17 protein-coding genes are annotated in these 15,300 nt (G+C 69.8%); 8 read left to right on the top strand and 9 right to left on the bottom strand.

Annotated elements, in window-relative coordinates; translation table 11 throughout:
• Positions 1 to 40 precede the first annotated feature (40 nt).
• Positions 41 to 1,081 (top strand): M48 family metallopeptidase, encoded by a 1,041-nt coding sequence (locus AC0685_RS21880; protein WP_219150237.1) that lies wholly within the window; start codon positions 41 to 43, stop codon positions 1,079 to 1,081.
• 57 nt (positions 1,082 to 1,138) lie between these two features.
• Here the strand turns inward: AC0685_RS21880 and AC0685_RS21875 are convergent, their stop codons facing one another.
• Together AC0685_RS21875 and AC0685_RS21870 are read right to left on the bottom strand one after the other, a co-directional pair.
• Positions 1,139 to 1,855 carry an LON peptidase substrate-binding domain-containing protein gene (locus tag AC0685_RS21875; protein WP_478227231.1) on the bottom strand — a complete coding sequence of 239 codons (717 nt, stop codon included), beginning with the start codon at positions 1,853 to 1,855 and terminating at the stop codon, positions 1,139 to 1,141.
• Positions 1,856 to 1,895: 40 nt separating this feature from the next.
• Positions 1,896 to 2,531 (bottom strand): NUDIX hydrolase, encoded by a 636-nt coding sequence (locus AC0685_RS21870; protein WP_478227230.1) that lies wholly within the window; start codon positions 2,529 to 2,531, stop codon positions 1,896 to 1,898.
• A 115-nt stretch (positions 2,532 to 2,646) separates the two neighbouring features.
• Between AC0685_RS21870 and nadA the strand changes: the two genes are divergently transcribed.
• Genes nadA through AC0685_RS21850 form a run of 4 tightly spaced genes read left to right on the top strand, consistent with a single transcriptional unit; the run spans position 2,647 to position 7,412 of the window.
• A complete protein-coding gene (gene nadA, locus AC0685_RS21865; protein ID WP_037344779.1) occupies positions 2,647 to 3,657 on the top strand; it encodes a quinolinate synthase NadA in 1,011 nt (336 codons plus the stop codon).
• Positions 3,654 to 5,309 (top strand): L-aspartate oxidase, encoded by a 1,656-nt coding sequence (locus tag AC0685_RS21860; RefSeq protein ID WP_478227229.1) that lies wholly within the window; start codon positions 3,654 to 3,656, stop codon positions 5,307 to 5,309. The genes nadA and AC0685_RS21860 overlap by 4 nt, the downstream gene beginning before the upstream one ends.
• On the top strand, positions 5,306 to 6,196 hold the full coding sequence (gene nadC / locus AC0685_RS21855) for a carboxylating nicotinate-nucleotide diphosphorylase (protein WP_478227228.1): 891 nt from the start codon (positions 5,306 to 5,308) through the stop codon (positions 6,194 to 6,196). Before AC0685_RS21860 ends, nadC begins: the two co-directional genes overlap by 4 nt.
• Before the next feature lie 46 nt (positions 6,197 to 6,242).
• Positions 6,243 to 7,412 carry a S8 family serine peptidase gene (locus tag AC0685_RS21850; RefSeq protein ID WP_478227227.1) on the top strand — a complete coding sequence of 390 codons (1,170 nt, stop codon included), beginning with the start codon at positions 6,243 to 6,245 and terminating at the stop codon, positions 7,410 to 7,412.
• Between the two features lie 63 nt (positions 7,413 to 7,475).
• Here the strand turns inward: AC0685_RS21850 and AC0685_RS21845 are convergent, their stop codons facing one another.
• The 6 genes from AC0685_RS21845 to AC0685_RS21820 all read right to left on the bottom strand — a co-directional run bounded on the left by AC0685_RS21845 (position 7,476) and on the right by AC0685_RS21820 (position 11,723).
• Positions 7,476 to 7,853, bottom strand: a complete 378-nt coding sequence (locus AC0685_RS21845) for a hypothetical protein (RefSeq protein ID WP_478227226.1) — start codon at positions 7,851 to 7,853, stop codon at positions 7,476 to 7,478.
• A 10-nt stretch (positions 7,854 to 7,863) separates the two neighbouring features.
• Positions 7,864 to 9,210: an alpha/beta hydrolase gene (locus AC0685_RS21840; RefSeq protein ID WP_478227290.1), complete on the bottom strand. Its 1,347-nt coding sequence runs from the start codon at positions 9,208 to 9,210 to the stop codon at positions 7,864 to 7,866.
• 30 nt (positions 9,211 to 9,240) lie between these two features.
• Positions 9,241 to 10,545 carry a WXG100 family type VII secretion target gene (locus tag AC0685_RS21835; protein ID WP_478227225.1) on the bottom strand — a complete coding sequence of 435 codons (1,305 nt, stop codon included), beginning with the start codon at positions 10,543 to 10,545 and terminating at the stop codon, positions 9,241 to 9,243.
• Positions 10,542 to 10,946, bottom strand: a complete 405-nt coding sequence (locus tag AC0685_RS21830) for a hypothetical protein (RefSeq protein WP_125684396.1) — start codon at positions 10,944 to 10,946, stop codon at positions 10,542 to 10,544. The genes AC0685_RS21835 and AC0685_RS21830 overlap by 4 nt, the downstream gene beginning before the upstream one ends.
• Before the next feature lie 111 nt (positions 10,947 to 11,057).
• Positions 11,058 to 11,360 carry a hypothetical protein gene (locus AC0685_RS21825; RefSeq protein ID WP_005155348.1) on the bottom strand — a complete coding sequence of 101 codons (303 nt, stop codon included), beginning with the start codon at positions 11,358 to 11,360 and terminating at the stop codon, positions 11,058 to 11,060.
• A gap of 21 nt (positions 11,361 to 11,381) precedes the next feature.
• Positions 11,382 to 11,723 (bottom strand): WXG100 family type VII secretion target, encoded by a 342-nt coding sequence (locus AC0685_RS21820; protein WP_125684394.1) that lies wholly within the window; start codon positions 11,721 to 11,723, stop codon positions 11,382 to 11,384.
• A gap of 230 nt (positions 11,724 to 11,953) precedes the next feature.
• Here AC0685_RS21820 and AC0685_RS21815 point away from each other — a divergent pair, with 230 nt between their 5' ends.
• Both AC0685_RS21815 and AC0685_RS21810 read left to right on the top strand, forming a co-directional pair.
• A complete protein-coding gene (locus tag AC0685_RS21815; RefSeq protein ID WP_478227289.1) occupies positions 11,954 to 12,907 on the top strand; it encodes a hypothetical protein in 954 nt (317 codons plus the stop codon).
• Between the two features lie 68 nt (positions 12,908 to 12,975).
• Positions 12,976 to 13,731 carry a hypothetical protein gene (locus tag AC0685_RS21810; RefSeq protein ID WP_478227224.1) on the top strand — a complete coding sequence of 252 codons (756 nt, stop codon included), beginning with the start codon at positions 12,976 to 12,978 and terminating at the stop codon, positions 13,729 to 13,731.
• 61 nt (positions 13,732 to 13,792) lie between these two features.
• Here AC0685_RS21810 and AC0685_RS21805 read toward each other — a convergent pair whose 3' ends face one another.
• On the bottom strand, positions 13,793 to 14,491 hold the full coding sequence (locus AC0685_RS21805; protein ID WP_478227288.1) for a S1 family peptidase: 699 nt from the start codon (positions 14,489 to 14,491) through the stop codon (positions 13,793 to 13,795).
• 204 nt (positions 14,492 to 14,695) lie between these two features.
• Between AC0685_RS21805 and cpt the strand changes: the two genes are divergently transcribed.
• Entirely contained in the window at positions 14,696 to 15,217 is a 522-nt protein-coding gene (gene cpt, locus AC0685_RS21800) for a chloramphenicol phosphotransferase CPT (RefSeq protein WP_478227223.1), read from the top strand.
• The last annotated feature ends 83 nt before the right edge of the window (positions 15,218 to 15,300 follow it).

Genomic DNA, 15,300 nt, shown 5'->3' with positions numbered 1-15,300 from the left:
TTTCCTCTAGGGTGGGCGGCAACTTCTCTAGGGGGCTTTCTTGACCGACGACATCGAGGTTTCCCGGCACAACGCCGTCCGCTTCCCGGGTATCAGCCCGCGCGCCTACGAACACCCCGTCGACCGCGGCGCACTGGCCACGCTGCGCGCCGTTCCCGGGTTCGCTCAGGTCGTGAAGGCGGTTTCGGGCTTCTACGCCGAACGCGGGGAGCGGCTGATGGCGCTCGCGTCCGCGATCAGGGTCGGCCCGAAGCAGTATCCGGAACTGGACAAGCTGCGCAACGAATGCGCCGAAACGCTCGACCTCGACCGCGTGCCGAACCTGTTCGTCGCCCGCAGCCCCGAGGTCAACGCGCAGACGATCGGCATGGACGAGCCGTTCATCGTGCTCAACACCGCGGCCGTCGAGGCGATGGACCTCGCGTCGCTGCGGTTCGTGATCGGGCACGAGATGGGGCATGTGCTTTCCGGGCACGCGGTGTACCGCACGATCATGATCCGGCTGATCGGCCTGCAGATGTCGATGTCGTGGACGCCGGTGAGCGCGATCGGCATCCGCGTCGTCATCGCGGCGCTGCGCGAGTGGTATCGCAAGGCCGAACTGTCCTGCGACCGCGCCGGGCTGCTGTGCTCCCAGGACCCGACGGCGGCGCTGCGCTCGCAGATCCTGGTCGCGGGCGGGATCGATCCGTCGAAGATCGACATCCCGGCCTTCCTGCAGCAGGCGGCGGAATACGAGTCGGTCGAGGACATCCGGGACAGCTACCTGAAGCTGCGCTACGTCGAGACGATGTCGCACCCGCTGGCCGTCGTGCGCGCCGCGCAACTGCAGAAGTGGGCCGCGTCGGAGGAGTACCGGGGGATCCTGGCCGGCGAGTACCCGCGCCGCGACGAGGACGCGCCCTCGTCCAACTGGACCGACGACCTGAAGTCGGCCGCGAAGTCGTACAAGGATTCCTGGAACAGCTCGGCCGACCCGTTGACCAAGGTTTTCAGCGACGTCGGCGAGGCGGTGTCCGGGGCGGCGGGCAAGGTGTGGAGCAAGTTCGGGTCCGAGAAGGGGCCGGAGTCCGGTAAGTAGTGGGTCTCGTGAGTGGTAAGGACGGTTAGAACCGTCCTTACCACTCACGAGGTCCGCTCAGTTCAGGTTCGAGGGGCGCGTGAACTCGCCGAGTTCCCCCGGCGGCATCGGGACCGCGCCGAGCGTGCTGAGGAACCCGGCCTCCCGCGTCAGCAGCCGGCACGCGATCCGCAGCCGCCGCAGCGGGTTGGTCTCCTCCAGCAGACGCTGCCGGTCCTCCAGCGGGAGCAGGCAGTCCGCGGTGAGCCGGTACGCGAGTGCCGCGATGTCACCGTCGTCGGGCGGCGTCGTCCAGTCGTCGGCGTCCCAGGCGGATTCGCAGTAGCGCCGGTGCGCGGCCTTCGCGACGTCGGCGAGCCTGGTCACGGTGTCGCCGTGCACCGTGGCGACCTTGTCGTCGGGCACCCACTCGACCGAGCCGATCAGGTACGGCGCGGAAACGCGGTCGATCTCGAGCAGGCGGAACCGGCGCCGCGCGGTGGTGACGACGTCGAATCTGCCGTCCGGCAGCCGTTTCGCCTCGCGCAGCACCGTGCTGCAGCCGAACTCGTGGATGTGCTCCGGCCCGCTGACCTCCCTGACCATCGCCGAACGCAGGGCGACGACCCCGAACTCGCGGTCCGGGACGACCTCGCCGACGAGGTCGGCCATCAGCTGCCGGTATCGCGGTTCGAAGATGTGCAACGGAAGGTGTGTTCCGGGCAGCAGCACGGTCTGTAGCGGGAACAGCGGCAAGATCGCCTTCCCGGTGGACTCCTCGCTCGGCTCGGTCACCCGTTCAAGGTACGGGGACCGGGAGGACTTCGCAGGACGGTCACTTCGCGGTGGGCGGGCGGAAGACCGCGAACGGGTCGGTGATCTGCATCCCCTTGCCCGCGAAGGAGAAGAGTGCCGCCGGACGTCCGCCGCTGCGCCCGGGTGGGGCGGTGTGCCCGGTGGGGACGAGCAGCCCGCGCCGGGACAGCACCCGCTGCAGGTTCGTCGCGGACACCCGGTAACCCAGCGCAGCCGAATACAGGCCCCGCAACGCCGATACGGTGAACTCTTCCGGGGCGAGCGCGAACCCGAGATTCGTGTAGCAGAGCTTCGAGCGCAGCCGGTCCCGCGCGCGCAGCACGATGGACTCGTGGTCGAACGCCGTCCGCGGCAGCTCGGAAACGTCGTGCCACTCGGTGTCTTCGGGGACCTCGGGGTCCACATCGGACGGTACGAGGCCGAGGAACGCCGTCGCGACCACGCGGGGTCCCGGCACCCGGTCCGGCGCGCTGAAGACCGCCAGTTGCTCCACATGCTTCAACTGGCGTACGTCGACCTTCTCCGCGAGCTGCCGCCGGATGGACGCCTCGACGTCTTCATCCGGGCGAAGCCTGCCGCCGGGAAGGGACCAGCGGCCCAGATGCGGATCGAGCGCGCGCCGCCACAGCAGGACCCGGAGTGTGTCGGAGCGCACTTGCAGGACCGCTCCCAAAACCTCGTGGGCGAGGGGGGTCTGGGTGTTAAGATGACTTCGCACGGTTTTCGATTGTAAGGCGAAAACCGGAGATCGGTCCAGGAGGGCCAGAACGATGACGAGCACCCTGCAGAACGACCTGACCCCGTACGGCGGAGTTGTCGCCGACGCCGCTTGGGCGGAGGAGGTGCGGAGTCTCGCTCGCAAGCGTGACGCCGTCCTGCTCGCGCACAACTACCAGGTCCCCGAGATCCAGGACATCGCCGACTTCACCGGCGACTCCCTCGCGCTCAGCCGCATCGCGGCGAGCAGCGACGCGTCCACCATCGTCTTCTGTGGCGTGCACTTCATGGCCGAGACGGCGAAGATCCTGGCGCCGGAGAAGACGGTCCTGATCCCGGACGCGCGGGCGGGCTGCTCCCTCGCGGACTCGATCACCGGCGACCAGCTGCGTGCTTGGAAGGCCGAGCACCCGGGCGCGGTCGTCGTGTCGTACGTGAACACCACGGCCGAGGTCAAGGCGGAGACCGACATCTGCTGCACCTCGTCGAACGCCGTCGACGTGGTCGCCTCCATCCCCGCTGACCAGGAGGTTCTCTTCCTGCCGGACCAGTTCCTCGGCGCGCACGTCAAACGCGTGACCGGCCGGGAGAACATGCACATCTGGGCCGGGGAGTGCCACGTGCACGCCGGGATCAACGGCGCCGAACTGGCCGAGCGTGCCTCGGAGAACCCGGACGCCGACCTGTTCATCCACCCGGAATGCGGCTGCGCGACCTCGGCGCTGTACCTCGCCGGCGAGGGCGCCGTCGCCCCCGAGCGGGTCAAGATCCTCTCGACCGGCGACATGGTCCACGCCGCCCGCGACACCAAGGCGAAGTCGGTGCTCGTGGCCACCGAGATCGGGATGATCCACCAGCTGCGGAAGGCCGCGCCGGAGATCGACTTCCGCGCGGTGAACGACCGGGCCTCCTGCCGGTACATGAAGATGATCACGCCGGCGGCCCTGCTGCGGTCGCTGCGCGAGGGAGCCGACGAGGTCCACGTCGACGCCGAGACCGCCGCCCGTGCCCGCGCTTCCGTGCAGCGCATGATCGAGATCGGGCAGCCTGGCGGCGGAGAATGACCGACTCGGTTACCGCTCTTCAGGCGAAAACCCACCCGGTCTGGGAGGCCGCCGCCGATCTCGTGGTGATCGGCAGCGGCGTGGCCGGGCTGACCGCGGCGCTGCGCGCACAGGAGCTCGGCCTGCACGTCCTGGTGGTCACCAAGGCCGCGGTCTCCGACGGGAACACCCGCTGGGCGCAGGGCGGGGTCGCGGTCGTGCTGGAGAACGAGCACGAGCGAGGCGACTCGGTCGGCAAGCACGCCGCGGACACGCTCACCGCCGGTGCCGGGCTCTGCGACGAGGACGCCGTGCGGTCGATCATCGCCGGTGGCCCCGCCGCGGTGGCCAGGCTGCGCGCCGAGGGCGCTCGTTTCGACCCGGCGGCCGAAGGACGGCCCGAGCTCGCCCGGACGCGGGAAGGCGGGCACAGCGCGTTCCGCGTCATCCACGCCGGTGGCGACGCGACCGGCGCGGAGGTCGAGCGGACGCTGGTCGCGACGGCCGGTGACCGGCGGATCCCGGTACTGGAGCACCACATCGCCGTCGATGCGATCCGCACGCCCGCGGGCGAGGTCGCCGGCGTGACCGTCCTGGACCGCAACGGCGTGCCCGGGGCAGTCCGGGCGCCGGCGGTGCTGCTGGCCAGCGGCGGGCTGGGGCAGCTCTACCAGGCGACGTCGAATCCGGAGATCGCCACGGGGGACGGGCTGGCGCTCGCGTTGCGCGCGGGGGCGCAGGTCGCGGACGTCGAGTTCGTCCAGTTCCACCCGACGGTCCTGTTCACGCCCGGCGCGCGCGGCCGTCTCCCGCTGGTCACCGAGGCGGTGCGGGGCGAGGGCGCGACGTTGCACGACGCGACGGGCGCTTCGGTGATGCGGGGAGTCCATCCGCTCGGCGATCTCGCGCCACGGGACGTCGTGTCGGCGGCGATCACGCGCCGGATGGTGCGGGCACCCGGCGGTATCGACGACCACGTGTTCCTTGACGCGACTGGGATCTCCGGGTTCGCCAAGCGGTTCCCGACCGTGCACGCGGCGTGCGCGGCGATCGGATTGGACCCGGAGAAGGAGCCGATCCCGGTCACGCCCGCGGCGCATTTCGCCTGCGGTGGTGTCGTGACCACTGTGGACGGACGCTCCGGCGTCCGCGGTCTCTACGCGGCGGGCGAGGTCGCCAGGACCGGTCTGCACGGCGCGAATCGGCTGGCCTCCAACAGTTTGCTCGAAGGACTGGTCGTCGGGCAGCGGGTGGCGGAAGCGGTCGCCATCGATCTCGCCGCCGGCTTGCTGGCCGACCCGCGCCGCGGCGTGCTCATGCCTCCGGCGAAGGTCGCGGTGGCCGATCGTGACGCGTTGCAGCGGGCGATGAGCCGGTACGCCGCCATCGGCCGGGACGCGGAAGGTCTTTCGGTCGTGGGTTCGGTGCTGGATCTCTCGGTCATCGAAAGTCCTTTGTGGACTCCGCAGGTCGTGGAGGACGCGGCGCTCACCTTGGTGGCGGAGGCACTGGTCGCGGCGGCGGCGCGCCGGACGGAGTCCCGCGGCTGCCACGTGCGGACCGATTTCCCCGAACGCGACGACAACGTCTGGCAACGCGGCCAGCTCATCCGGCTCAGTCCGTCGGGGCAGCCGGTACTGGCCGATCCGATCGCTTTGGAGGGTGTGGCATGAGCGAATTCTCCCCGTGGGTCACCAAGGCGCTGGCCGATCACGGTCTCGACGTCGCCGATGTGCACCGTGTCGTCACGACGGCGCTGGCCGAGGATCTGCGGTACGGGCCCGACGCGACGACGGACGCCACCGTGCCCGAATCCGCCCGCGCGCTGGCCGAGCTCACGCCGAGGACGGCCGGTGTGGTCGCCGGGATCCCGGTGGCGCTGGCGGTGTTCGACGTCGTGCTCGGCTCGTGCCTGGAGATCCTGGCCGCCCGTGACGACGGCGACCGGCTGACCGCCGGCGAGCCCGCGCTGGTGCTCCGCGGCCCGGTGCGCGGTCTGCTCACCGCCGAACGCACCGCGCTGAACCTGCTCTGTCACCTGTCCGGTATCGCCACCGCGACCGCCGCCTGGGTGAGCGCCCTGGAGGGAACGGGTTGCCGGGTCAGGGATTCCCGCAAGACACTGCCCGGGCTGCGGTTGCTGGAGAAGTACGCCGTGCGGGCGGGCGGCGGGGTGAACCACCGGCTCGGGCTCGGTGACGCGGTGCTGATCAAGGACAACCACGTCGTCGCCGCCGGTTCGGTGACCGCCGCGCTCACGGCCGCGCGCGAGCACGCGCCGGAACTGCACTGCGAGGTCGAGGTCGACGACCTGGCCCAGCTGGAGGAGGCGCTCGCCGCGGGCGCCGACGAGGTGCTGCTGGACAACTTCACCCCCGACGAATGCGCGAAAGCCGTCGACCGGCGAGACGAGGTTTCGCCGAAGACGAGGCTGGAATCCTCGGGCGGCCTGCGGCTGGACGTCGCGCGGGCGTACGCGGAGTCCGGTGTGGATTTCCTCGCCGTCGGAGCGCTCACGCATTCCTCGCCCGCGCTGGACCTCGGGATGGACCTCCGCTGACCTCCGGCACTAGAATTCCCTTGTGTGACAAGGGAATTCTGGAGGAATGGTGGGCTTTGCCGGTAAAAGTGCCGTCGCGGGATGCGTGGCTTTCATGGCATCGCTCGGCATCGGAGTCCCGTCGACGGCGGTCGCCGAACAATGCGCGAACCCGACGGGCACCTACACCGCGGCGGTCCCGTGGGGACAGCGGCTGATCGATCCCGTGCGGATCTGGCCGCTGTCCCGCGGCACCGGCCAGCTGGTCGCGGTGATCGGCACCGGGGTCGACGGCGGCAACGGGCAGTTCGCGCCCGGTCAGCTCCTCGGCGGCCAGGGCACCCAGGCCGACGACTGCGACGGCCGGGGCACCATCGCCGCCGGGATCGTCGGCGCGCAACCGGATCCGTCCACCACGTTCACCGGTATCGCGCCCGGCGCCAAGATCCTGCCGATCCGCTACACCCAGGTGAACGGCGGCGGTGACCCCGGGCAGCTCGCGTCCGCCATCGAAACCGCGCTGAACCGCGGCGCCGGGATCATTCTGATCGCCGTCCCGGCCGCTTCCGACAGCCCCGCGCTGGCCGGTGCCGTATCGCGTGCCAGGGAGAAGGGCGCGCTGATCGTCTCGCCCGCCGCGGGGTCGCAACAGGGCCAGACTTCCTACCCGACCGCGACACCCGGCGTGCTCGCCGTGGGATCGACCAACCAGGCCGGTGAGGCGGTGCAGACGGAAGCCGGTTCCTACGTGGGGATCTCCGCACCCGGCGCCGAACTGGTCAGCACGTCCGCGGGCGCGGGTGGGACGGTGGCGCACCGGTGGCCGGTGAGCGACCCGAGCCTGGCCGCCGCGCATGTCGCGGGTGTCGCCGCGCTCGTGCGCGCGTATCATCCGGGGCTGTCGCCGGAGCAGGTCGTCACGCGGCTGACGCTGACCGCGCACCGCGGCCCGAGCGGCGGGCACGATCCCCGGCGGGGCTGGGGCGCGATAGACGCCTACGCCGCCGTTTCCGCCTCGATCCCGGCCGGCACACCCGGTCCGGGAGGGCCGCCGAGTACCGGCCCGGACACCTTCGTCGTCCCCGCCGCCGCGCCCGCGCGGGCCAACGCGGACAAGGTTTCCGGTGTGCTCGCCATTTCCGGGGTGGCCGCGGCCATCGCGGCGGGCGTGGTGGTGGCCGCGGTCCGGCGGGGCAGGCGCCGGGGTTGGAAACCTTCGCGATTCCGTGCCTCGTGAGCGGCAGCGGTGTACTGGGGGACACCGCCGCCACTCACGAGGTCTTTTCGCGACCCCTGGGGTTTAGGGGACGGATACGCAGGCCGTCGAGCCCACGATGGCCACGCCGTCGCCGGCACGGGAGACGTGCACGTTGAAGTCGGCGCCGTCGCGGCTGAACTGCGCGATCAGCTCACGCGGGTTGCTGCGGTCGCGTGAGCGCCAGCCCTGGCTTTCCAGCATCGGCAGGACGACGTCGACGAGTTTGCGGATCGCGTCGGTCGCGTCGTCCACCCGGAGGCCGTACTGCCAGCAGAGCAACCGGCCCGGCTGGGTCGGGTCGCAATCCAGCTCGCCTTCCACGGTGCGCTCCGCGGCGGAGCCGAAGGTGCCCGCGACACCGTCGATGACCGCCGTCAGGTCCTCGGCCAGCGGGTCGAGCTCGGTGTTCCTGGTGATCATGACCAACCCCTCACAAGCCTCGTCCGACGCCTTCGATGACCATCTCGCGCAGCGAGCCACCGGTGAAGCCCTCGTGCGTGACCGCTCCGCCCGTGATCACACCGTAGATGTTGTTCCACGAATCGGAACCCGGCTTGAGCACACCGCTGTGGGACTCGAAGCCCCACTGCAGATCGCCGTTCGCGTCGCGGCCGGTTTCCAGTTCGACGACGCCGGGGAAGCGGTCGGGGTCCGCTCCGTGCCCGGCGCCGAGCCATTCGAAGAGCCCCGCGTTGCCCTGTGCCACCACGATCGGGTCGAAGGGGGCCGTCATGGAGTACCGCTGCACACCGGCCTGGCTGGCCGGGAGGTCGTCCGGGCTCCAGATCCCGTGTCCCATCCCCGCGGACTCGACGTGCAGCACCTGGTCGGCCCTGAGCCCGAGCTGCTCGGCGAGCCCCACGGTCGCGCCGCCGTAGCTGTGCCCGACCGCCGTGACCACGACGCCCGGCCCGGCGTGGCTGTCGATCTGGCCGCGCAGTTCGTCGCCGAACGCCTTGAGATCGGGCGCCATCGTCTGCGCGTAGTGCGCGGCCGGCCCTTCGGTGACGACGTTCTGCGGGAAGACTCCGTCGGCCCAGACCACCATCGCGGTCCGTCCGGTGGCGTCCGCGGCGACCAGGCTCTTGCCGAGGTCGGCGTAGCTCTGGAAGTTGTCGAACGAGGTGTTGACGCCGGGGACGAACAACCCGACGTTGCGCGTGCCCGGCTCGATGCGGCCGACCAGTTCGACGATGCGCCCGTTGCCAGACGGGTCGAACCGCAGGATCTGCCGGTCGTTGGCGAGGATGTCCTCGTACAGCGCGATCCGGGTGCGGGCGCTCGCGATGTCGTCGGCTTTTCCGCCGTGTGCGAGGAGGTTCGCGAGCCGTTCGCGTTCGGCGGTCAGCGCGTCGGTGACCTTCGTGCGGTTTTCGGCGATCGCGGTGGCCCACGAGCCGGTGTCGGCCGCGCCGCCGACGCCGGACGGATTCCCGGCCTTGGGCAACGGGTTCTCCGGCATCAGCGACCGGTACGCGGCGGCGATCTGGACGTCGGTGCGCCGGTAGCCGCCACCCGCTGAGGTGAGGCCTTGGTGGATCACCGTCGCCTTGGTGATCTGGCCGTCGAGTTTGCCGGCGACGTCCTTGATCGTCTTGGTGTACGTCGCCGAAGCCGCGCTGGAAGCCGAAACCTGGCCGAACGCGGTGGCCGGGACGTTCTCACCCGCCAGCGCGGTCTGCGCGGTCTTGAGCACACCGGCGCGCTGTTCGAGTTCGGCCGCCGCCGCTTCGAGCCTGGCGGGGGCGACTCGGTAACCGCCCGCACTGGATGCCATCACCGAGCCGCCTCTCCTGTTCGGGAAAAATCAGTACTGTTCGGGTTCTTCGCCGAGCACGGCGGGAGCGACCGGGGACGACTGACCCCAGACGTTCTCGGTCTCCACGAGCCACGGCGGGATACGCCGTCCGGAACCCATGTCGCCGCCGGCGCCCATGCCCATCGGCATCATGGGCATCATCGGCATCGCGCCCTTGGCCGCCGCCGCGCCCGCGGCACCGGCCGCTCCGCCCGCCAGGCCGCTCATCGCGCTGCCCGAGCCGCCGTCGCCTGCCAGGCCGGAGAACGCGGCCGGGACCTCACCGGGGCCGGAGACTCCGCCGCCGCCCGCGCCGATCGCGCCGCCGTCCAGCGACGGCGCTCCGCCACCGCCGATCGGGATGCCGCCGCCGGCGCCGCCCGCGGTCGCGCCCGCCGCACCGGCGCCTCCGCCCGCGGGTTCGCCGTTCTTGTCCTTGCCGTCGTTCTTGCCGCCGGCCCACGGGGGCACCCGCGGCATGATCGAACCGAACCGGCCGAACGCGGCGGCCGAGGCCGCGGCGAGACCGGCGGTGAACATGTCGCCGAACAGCGGATTCGACTTGGGGACCTGACCCGGCTGCCCGGTGGTGGGCGGCGTGGAGCCGTCCGAGGGCAGCGGGTGTGTGTTGTCGCCGGGAACCAGCCCGACGCCGGGCGTTCCGCCGATGTTGTTGCCGACCGAGCCACCCGGGGCGGTGCCGCCACCGGTGACCGGCGGCGGGGTGACGGCGTTCGGCGAGGCCGGAATGGACTCCTCCACGGAGGAGTACTCACCCGCGAGCTGGGTCATCACCACGATCGCCTTGCTGTGCGCCGCGCTGGCCGCGCCCGCGGCCTGCTGCTGCGCTTCGACGTTCGCGATGGCCTGCTGCCGCTGCTGGGCGGCGCTGATGATCGTCGACGGCGACGAATCCGGGGGCAGGAGCGGAGGATTGACGGCCAGCGCGAGGTCGGCGGGGGAGACGTCGGGCACCGCGACCGGCGGCGGCATCTCCTTCTTGGCCTTCACCAGCGCGTCCGCCGCGTCCTCGAGGAGGTTGTTCATCGCGTGCGCGGTCTGGGCGACCTTGCGGATTCCGCCGACGAGGTCGCTGATCATCGTGTGGTACTTGTCGGCGGCGCCACCGGTCCAGTTGCCGGAGAAGTCCTTCAGCTCGCCGGTCAGGTTCTCGGCCTGTTCGAACAGCCCGGTGCCGGTGGACTGCCATTTGTGGGCCGCGTGACGCGCCGTGTTGGGGTCGCCCGCCTGCAGCATCGCGTAGAGCTGCTGGTGCGAGTACGCGGCGAAGTTCGTGTGCGCGGTCTCGGTCATCCCTTGTTCCCCCCGCCGTTCGAGCCGCTGTTACCGCCCAGCACGCCCCCGAGGACGTTGAGCAACGGATCGAGCAGCCCGGTCTGCTGGCTCGAGTGGTGCATGTCGCCCGCCACCGAGTCGTCCGCCGCCGCGTAGCCGTCGGCGACGGTCGTCGTGACGTCCTGCGCGAAGGTGATCGCGCCCTTGACCTGGTCCAGCAGGCCCTGCATCTCGGCGACGGCCGCCTGGTGCGCCTTGTTGAGTGAGCCCGCCTCCCCGAACTCGCCGAACAGCAGCGGCTGCTCGCCGAGGGTCAGCAGGAAGTCGTTCGGCTTGGACATCGCGTGGATCTGGGTCTCCAGTTCCCGCACGAAGTCCTTCAGTGATTCCAGATGGACGTAGTACGACTGGTCTTGCATTGATCCCGGCTCTCTCGTGAACGGCCACGCCGACAAGGGGGACGACTACGCGCAAAGCCGGCCGGCCGGTGCCGAGGGGGGTGAAAGCACCGGCCGGCCGACGGATGGGGATCAGCCGGCGAACAGGCCCTGGTTACGGTTCTCCAGGCTGTGCTGGAGATCGTGGGCGTCGCCGACCTTGCCACCGAACTGCGCGATGATCGCCACGATGTCCGCGGTGGCCTGGCGCAGGCGGGTTTCAGACGCACGGGCGGCCTCACCGGCGGAGCTGCCGGAGGCGTACCAGGTCTGGGTGATCGGCTGCAGGTTCGTGTGCAGCTGTTCGAGCTGGGACGTGAGCGCCTTGGCCTTGGCGGCCAGCGAGGCCGAGCTGTGCTGCAGCGCGGCGAAGTTGATTTCGACGACGTCAGCCATGATTGGTGGTCCTCTCGCGGATCAGGGGTTCAGCCGGTGGATCACGGTCTGGTCGACGACTCCGCTGACCCCGGTGAGGCTTTCCCGGACCTGCTCGTCACCCGAGTTGTAGTTCCGGTTGCTCTCGTGCACGAGGCGCGACATCGTGTTGAGCTCGTTCACGGCGATGGTCATCTTCTCCTGCAGACGACGCTGCAGGTCCCAGAACGCGATCGCCTGGTCACCCTTGTAGTTGTGCAGGGTCTGGGTCAGCTCGCTCTCCAAGCTGGCCATCGTGGTCTTGGCGTTCGACGCGGTCTCCTCGAACCCCTGGACGGCGCGCGCCATCGCAGCTGCGTCTGCCTGATATCCCGTACCGGTCATTGATGGGCCACCTCCTCTCATCTCGCTGGAAATCCCGGTGAGCACCAGGGGACGCCCTGTCTGCTCTTGTGAAGGACACGCTAGAAAAGAGGTGAGTGCGGTCAAACGGCACAACTGCCGGTCGCACTGACGGCACTATTACCCACAGGTCGGTGGTAGGGCCTTCCCCACCCCCGATCAGGGGGAGCGCTCCAGTGTCCGGATCGGAGCTTCCCGGCACGCTCGATCCCATGGTGGACAGGGGAACCAGGGTTGTTCTGCATCGACCGTTGATGATCTTGGCGGCGGCGATGGCGGTACTCGGGGTCATCGCGCTCGGCGGTCTCGTTTTCGACGACCGCAGCCTCGTCAACGCGCCCATTTGGCTCAAACCGCTCAAGTTCACGATTTCCGTGGGACTCTACGCGGTGACGCTGGCCTGGCTGATCGGGCAGCTGACCCGGGGTAAGCGGCTCGGCTGGTGGCTCGGGACGGTGTTCGCCGCCGGGCTCGGCCTGGACATGGCGTTGCTGTTCTGGCAGATCGCCATCCGCGGCCGGACACTCCACTTCAACCGGGAGACACCCGCCGACCAGTGGATCAACAACATGGTCGCGAACGGCGCCTTCACCGGCTGGGGAGCGACGGCGGCCATCGCGCTTCTCCTGCTGTTCCAACGTCTTCCCGACCGGGCGATGAACTCCGCGTTACGCGCGGGTGCCGCATTGTCGGTCGCCGGAATCGGGGTCGCGTTGCTGATGTTCGGGCCGAACGAGCAGCAAATGGCCCAGTTCCGCGCCGGCGAACGGCCGTCGATCCTCGGCGCCCACGCGGTCGGTGTACCCGACGGCGGCCCGGGATTGCCGGTGCTGGGATGGAGCACCGTGGGCGGGGACATGCGGATCCCGCACTTCTTCGGCATCCACGCGATCCAGGTGCTGCCACTGGTCGCCTTCGGGCTGCTCAAGCTCGCCCGGCGGTATCCGGTGCTCGAATCGGAATTCGTGCGGCGGAATCTGGTGCGGACCGCTTCGGCGGGCTTCGCGGGGGTGCTCGTGCTGCTCACCTGGCAGGCTCAGCGAGGACAGTCCATCGTGCACCCTGATTTCTGGACGCTGGTCGCGGGTGCGGGAATCATCGCCGTCGTGGCCGCCGGTTCGGCACTTTCGCTTCGGGCTTCGCGGCCGATGCATCACTTGACGTGACCACTCGCGAAATCCACTCGGGACTTCCTTCGTGATCGGCTAGTTTTCTGGTGATGAAGGGGGTATGCGTGTACAGAACACGTACGATCAGGCGGATTTCGGGCGTGGTGTTCACCGCCGCGGCGGTGGTGATCGGCGGGACGGCTTGTTCGTCGGCTTCGCCCGGCGCGGGCGCTCCGGCGGCACCGGAGTCCTTCGGCCCGGCCGGCTATCGCGGGCTGGCCTTGGGGATGGCCAAGGACGCCGCGTTGGCAGGCGGGAAGCTCGCCACGGCGCCGACGTCCACTTTGGACGGGTGTGCCGATTTCTCCTACACCGGCGGTCCGGCACCCGACCCGGCGCGGATGAAGGCGGAGACCGACGCCGAGACCAAGGCCAAGGAGCTGAACAAGAAGGCCGACGAACTCCAGGCCGATCCGGAGCCGAAGCCGGGTGCCTCCGCGGAGGAGAGCGCCAAAGCGGCGGAGAAGTCAGCCGCGGACACCCGGTTGTTCGCCGACGCCGCTCAGGCGTCCGCCGATCTGGCGGGCAAGCGGGAGGAACGCGACAAGGCCTTCGTGGCCGCCGGTGGTGCCTCGTTCGGCAAGGACGGGCTGCGTGAACTCGCCGCTCCTCCGGACGCGAAGACGGCGGAAGGGATCGGGGCCGGTTCGTCGCTGGCGGAACTCAAGGCGGCCTACGACGCCAAGGGATTGAAGGCCGGCGACAACGGCCGGTTCCAGGCGCCTGTCGACGGGAAGCCGGACCGGGTCTACGAGTTCACCGTCAACGGGGAGAAGGTCGGCTCGGTGTCGATGATCGACCCGAAGGCGAAGTGCGCCTGAGCCATCCGGGTTTCGGGCAGGGAAAGGGCTGCTCGTTCCCGGACGGCCCTTTCCCGTCGGCTCAGACTCCTGCGGTGGTGCGGATCCAGTCGCGGCTCGCCGCGACGCTGGCGTAGTTCTGGGTGCCCTGCGGGTTCGTGCCGGAGTTGCTGCCGGTCGAGCAGACACCGACCTGGACGCCGTTCGCGAGCTGCGGGCCGCCCGAATCGCCGTGCCAGGCCGAACCGTTGACGCCGACACTGGCGATGGCCTGGCCGCCGTACGCGTCGCTGCTGGTTCCGGTGATGCGCACGTTCGCGGTCTTCAGGACACTCGACGGCGGGTTGTTGCCCTGGGTCCGGCCCCAGCCGTAGATCTGGTTCGTGGTGCCGTTGGCCGGGTTCGCGGTGCCGAGCTTCATGTACGTCGTGCTGACCGCGGTCGTGAGGTGCAGCAGCGCGACGTCGCCGCTCGGGGCGGCCTTCTGCTGGTCGACGTCGGCCTCGGTGCCCTGGTTCAGGTTGACGTCGCCGACCTTGACGTGCATGCCGGGCTCGTTGAGGCAGTGCTTCGCGGTGAGGACCCACTGCGGGGCGATGATCGTGCCGGAGCAGTTGAAACCGCCGAACGCGGTGGCGTCGTCCCAATAGATCTGGGCGCCCCACGGCGCGGAACTCACGGTGCCGCCGCCGATGATGTCCTGGCTCGCGTTCGCGGCGGGGGTGGCGGCGAGGGTCAGCGCCGCGGCGGCACCGGCCACCGTGGCGACGATCTTGGACATACGCATGAATAAGCCCTTCAGCCTGCGTCGGGGATTCCGTGTCGAGTTGAAACGGTTTCACCAAGTTAGGACGCGGTAAGGATTTTTGTAACCTACCGAAGTCGGTTGTCCGTCCTGTGTGAATTCCATAATTGGGTGGATGCCGCCTTTTGCCGTGGACGTCCGTTGTATCCGGATTCGCGGGCCGGCGTCTAGGGTGTTCGCGTGACGACAGTGATCGTGCTGAACGGCGGCTCCAGTTCGGGTAAGTCGGGAATCGCCAGGTGCCTGCAAGCGGTGTTGCCGGATCCCTGGCTCACCCTCGGCGTGGACACCCTGATCGACGCCATGCCGTCCACTGTGGACGACGGGATCGACTTCGCGGCGGACGGTGCGGTGAATGTCGGATCCGGTTTCCGGCGGCTCGAGAACGCATGGATGGTCGGTGTCGCGGCGATGGTCCGGGCCGGGGCCCGGGTCATCATCGACGACGCGTTCCTCGGTGGGGCCGCGTCGCAGCAGCGGTGGCGTGACGCGCTGGACGGGCTCGACGTGCTGTGGGTCGGGGTCCGGTGTGCCGGCGTCGTGGCCGCCGGGCGGGAGATGGCGCGGGGGGATCGGGTCACGGGGATGGCGGAGACGCAGGCCGAAATCGTGCATCGAGGCGTGGTTTACGACTTCGAAGTGGACACTGGGGTGAATGAAGCCTTGGTCTGTGCGCGGGAGATCGCCGCACGGATCGGGTGATTTTCCCTGGGGCGAGGCGGCGATCGAGAGGGTCTCCGAGCGTGTCGCCGCTTCTTTGTTCAGCGTGCAGAGCCGGGCTCCGC

This window comes from Amycolatopsis sp. NPDC043889 (assembly GCF_056435645.1).
This window is presented reverse-complemented; position numbering and strand designations above follow the sequence as displayed.

Bases quoted from the DNA above. Each gene is read 5' to 3' on its own strand.
- nadA (WP_037344779.1), top strand. From the start codon at position 2,647: ATGACGAGCACCCTGCAGAACGACCTGACCCCGTACGGCGGAGTTGTC.
- AC0685_RS21860 (WP_478227229.1), top strand. From the start codon at position 3,654: ATGACCGACTCGGTTACCGCTCTTCAGGCGAAAACCCACCCGGTCTGG.
- nadC (WP_478227228.1), top strand. From the start codon at position 5,306: ATGAGCGAATTCTCCCCGTGGGTCACCAAGGCGCTGGCCGATCACGGT.
- AC0685_RS21850 (WP_478227227.1), top strand. From the start codon at position 6,243: ATGGTGGGCTTTGCCGGTAAAAGTGCCGTCGCGGGATGCGTGGCTTTC.
- AC0685_RS21845 (WP_478227226.1), bottom strand. From the start codon at position 7,853: ATGATCACCAGGAACACCGAGCTCGACCCGCTGGCCGAGGACCTGACG.
- AC0685_RS21840 (WP_478227290.1), bottom strand. From the start codon at position 9,210: ATGGCATCCAGTGCGGGCGGTTACCGAGTCGCCCCCGCCAGGCTCGAA.
- AC0685_RS21835 (WP_478227225.1), bottom strand. From the start codon at position 10,545: ATGACCGAGACCGCGCACACGAACTTCGCCGCGTACTCGCACCAGCAG.
- AC0685_RS21830 (WP_125684396.1), bottom strand. From the start codon at position 10,946: ATGCAAGACCAGTCGTACTACGTCCATCTGGAATCACTGAAGGACTTC.
- AC0685_RS21825 (WP_005155348.1), bottom strand. From the start codon at position 11,360: ATGGCTGACGTCGTCGAAATCAACTTCGCCGCGCTGCAGCACAGCTCG.
- AC0685_RS21820 (WP_125684394.1), bottom strand. From the start codon at position 11,723: ATGACCGGTACGGGATATCAGGCAGACGCAGCTGCGATGGCGCGCGCC.
- AC0685_RS21815 (WP_478227289.1), top strand. From the start codon at position 11,954: ATGGTGGACAGGGGAACCAGGGTTGTTCTGCATCGACCGTTGATGATC.
- AC0685_RS21805 (WP_478227288.1), bottom strand. From the start codon at position 14,491: ATGTCCAAGATCGTCGCCACGGTGGCCGGTGCCGCCGCGGCGCTGACC.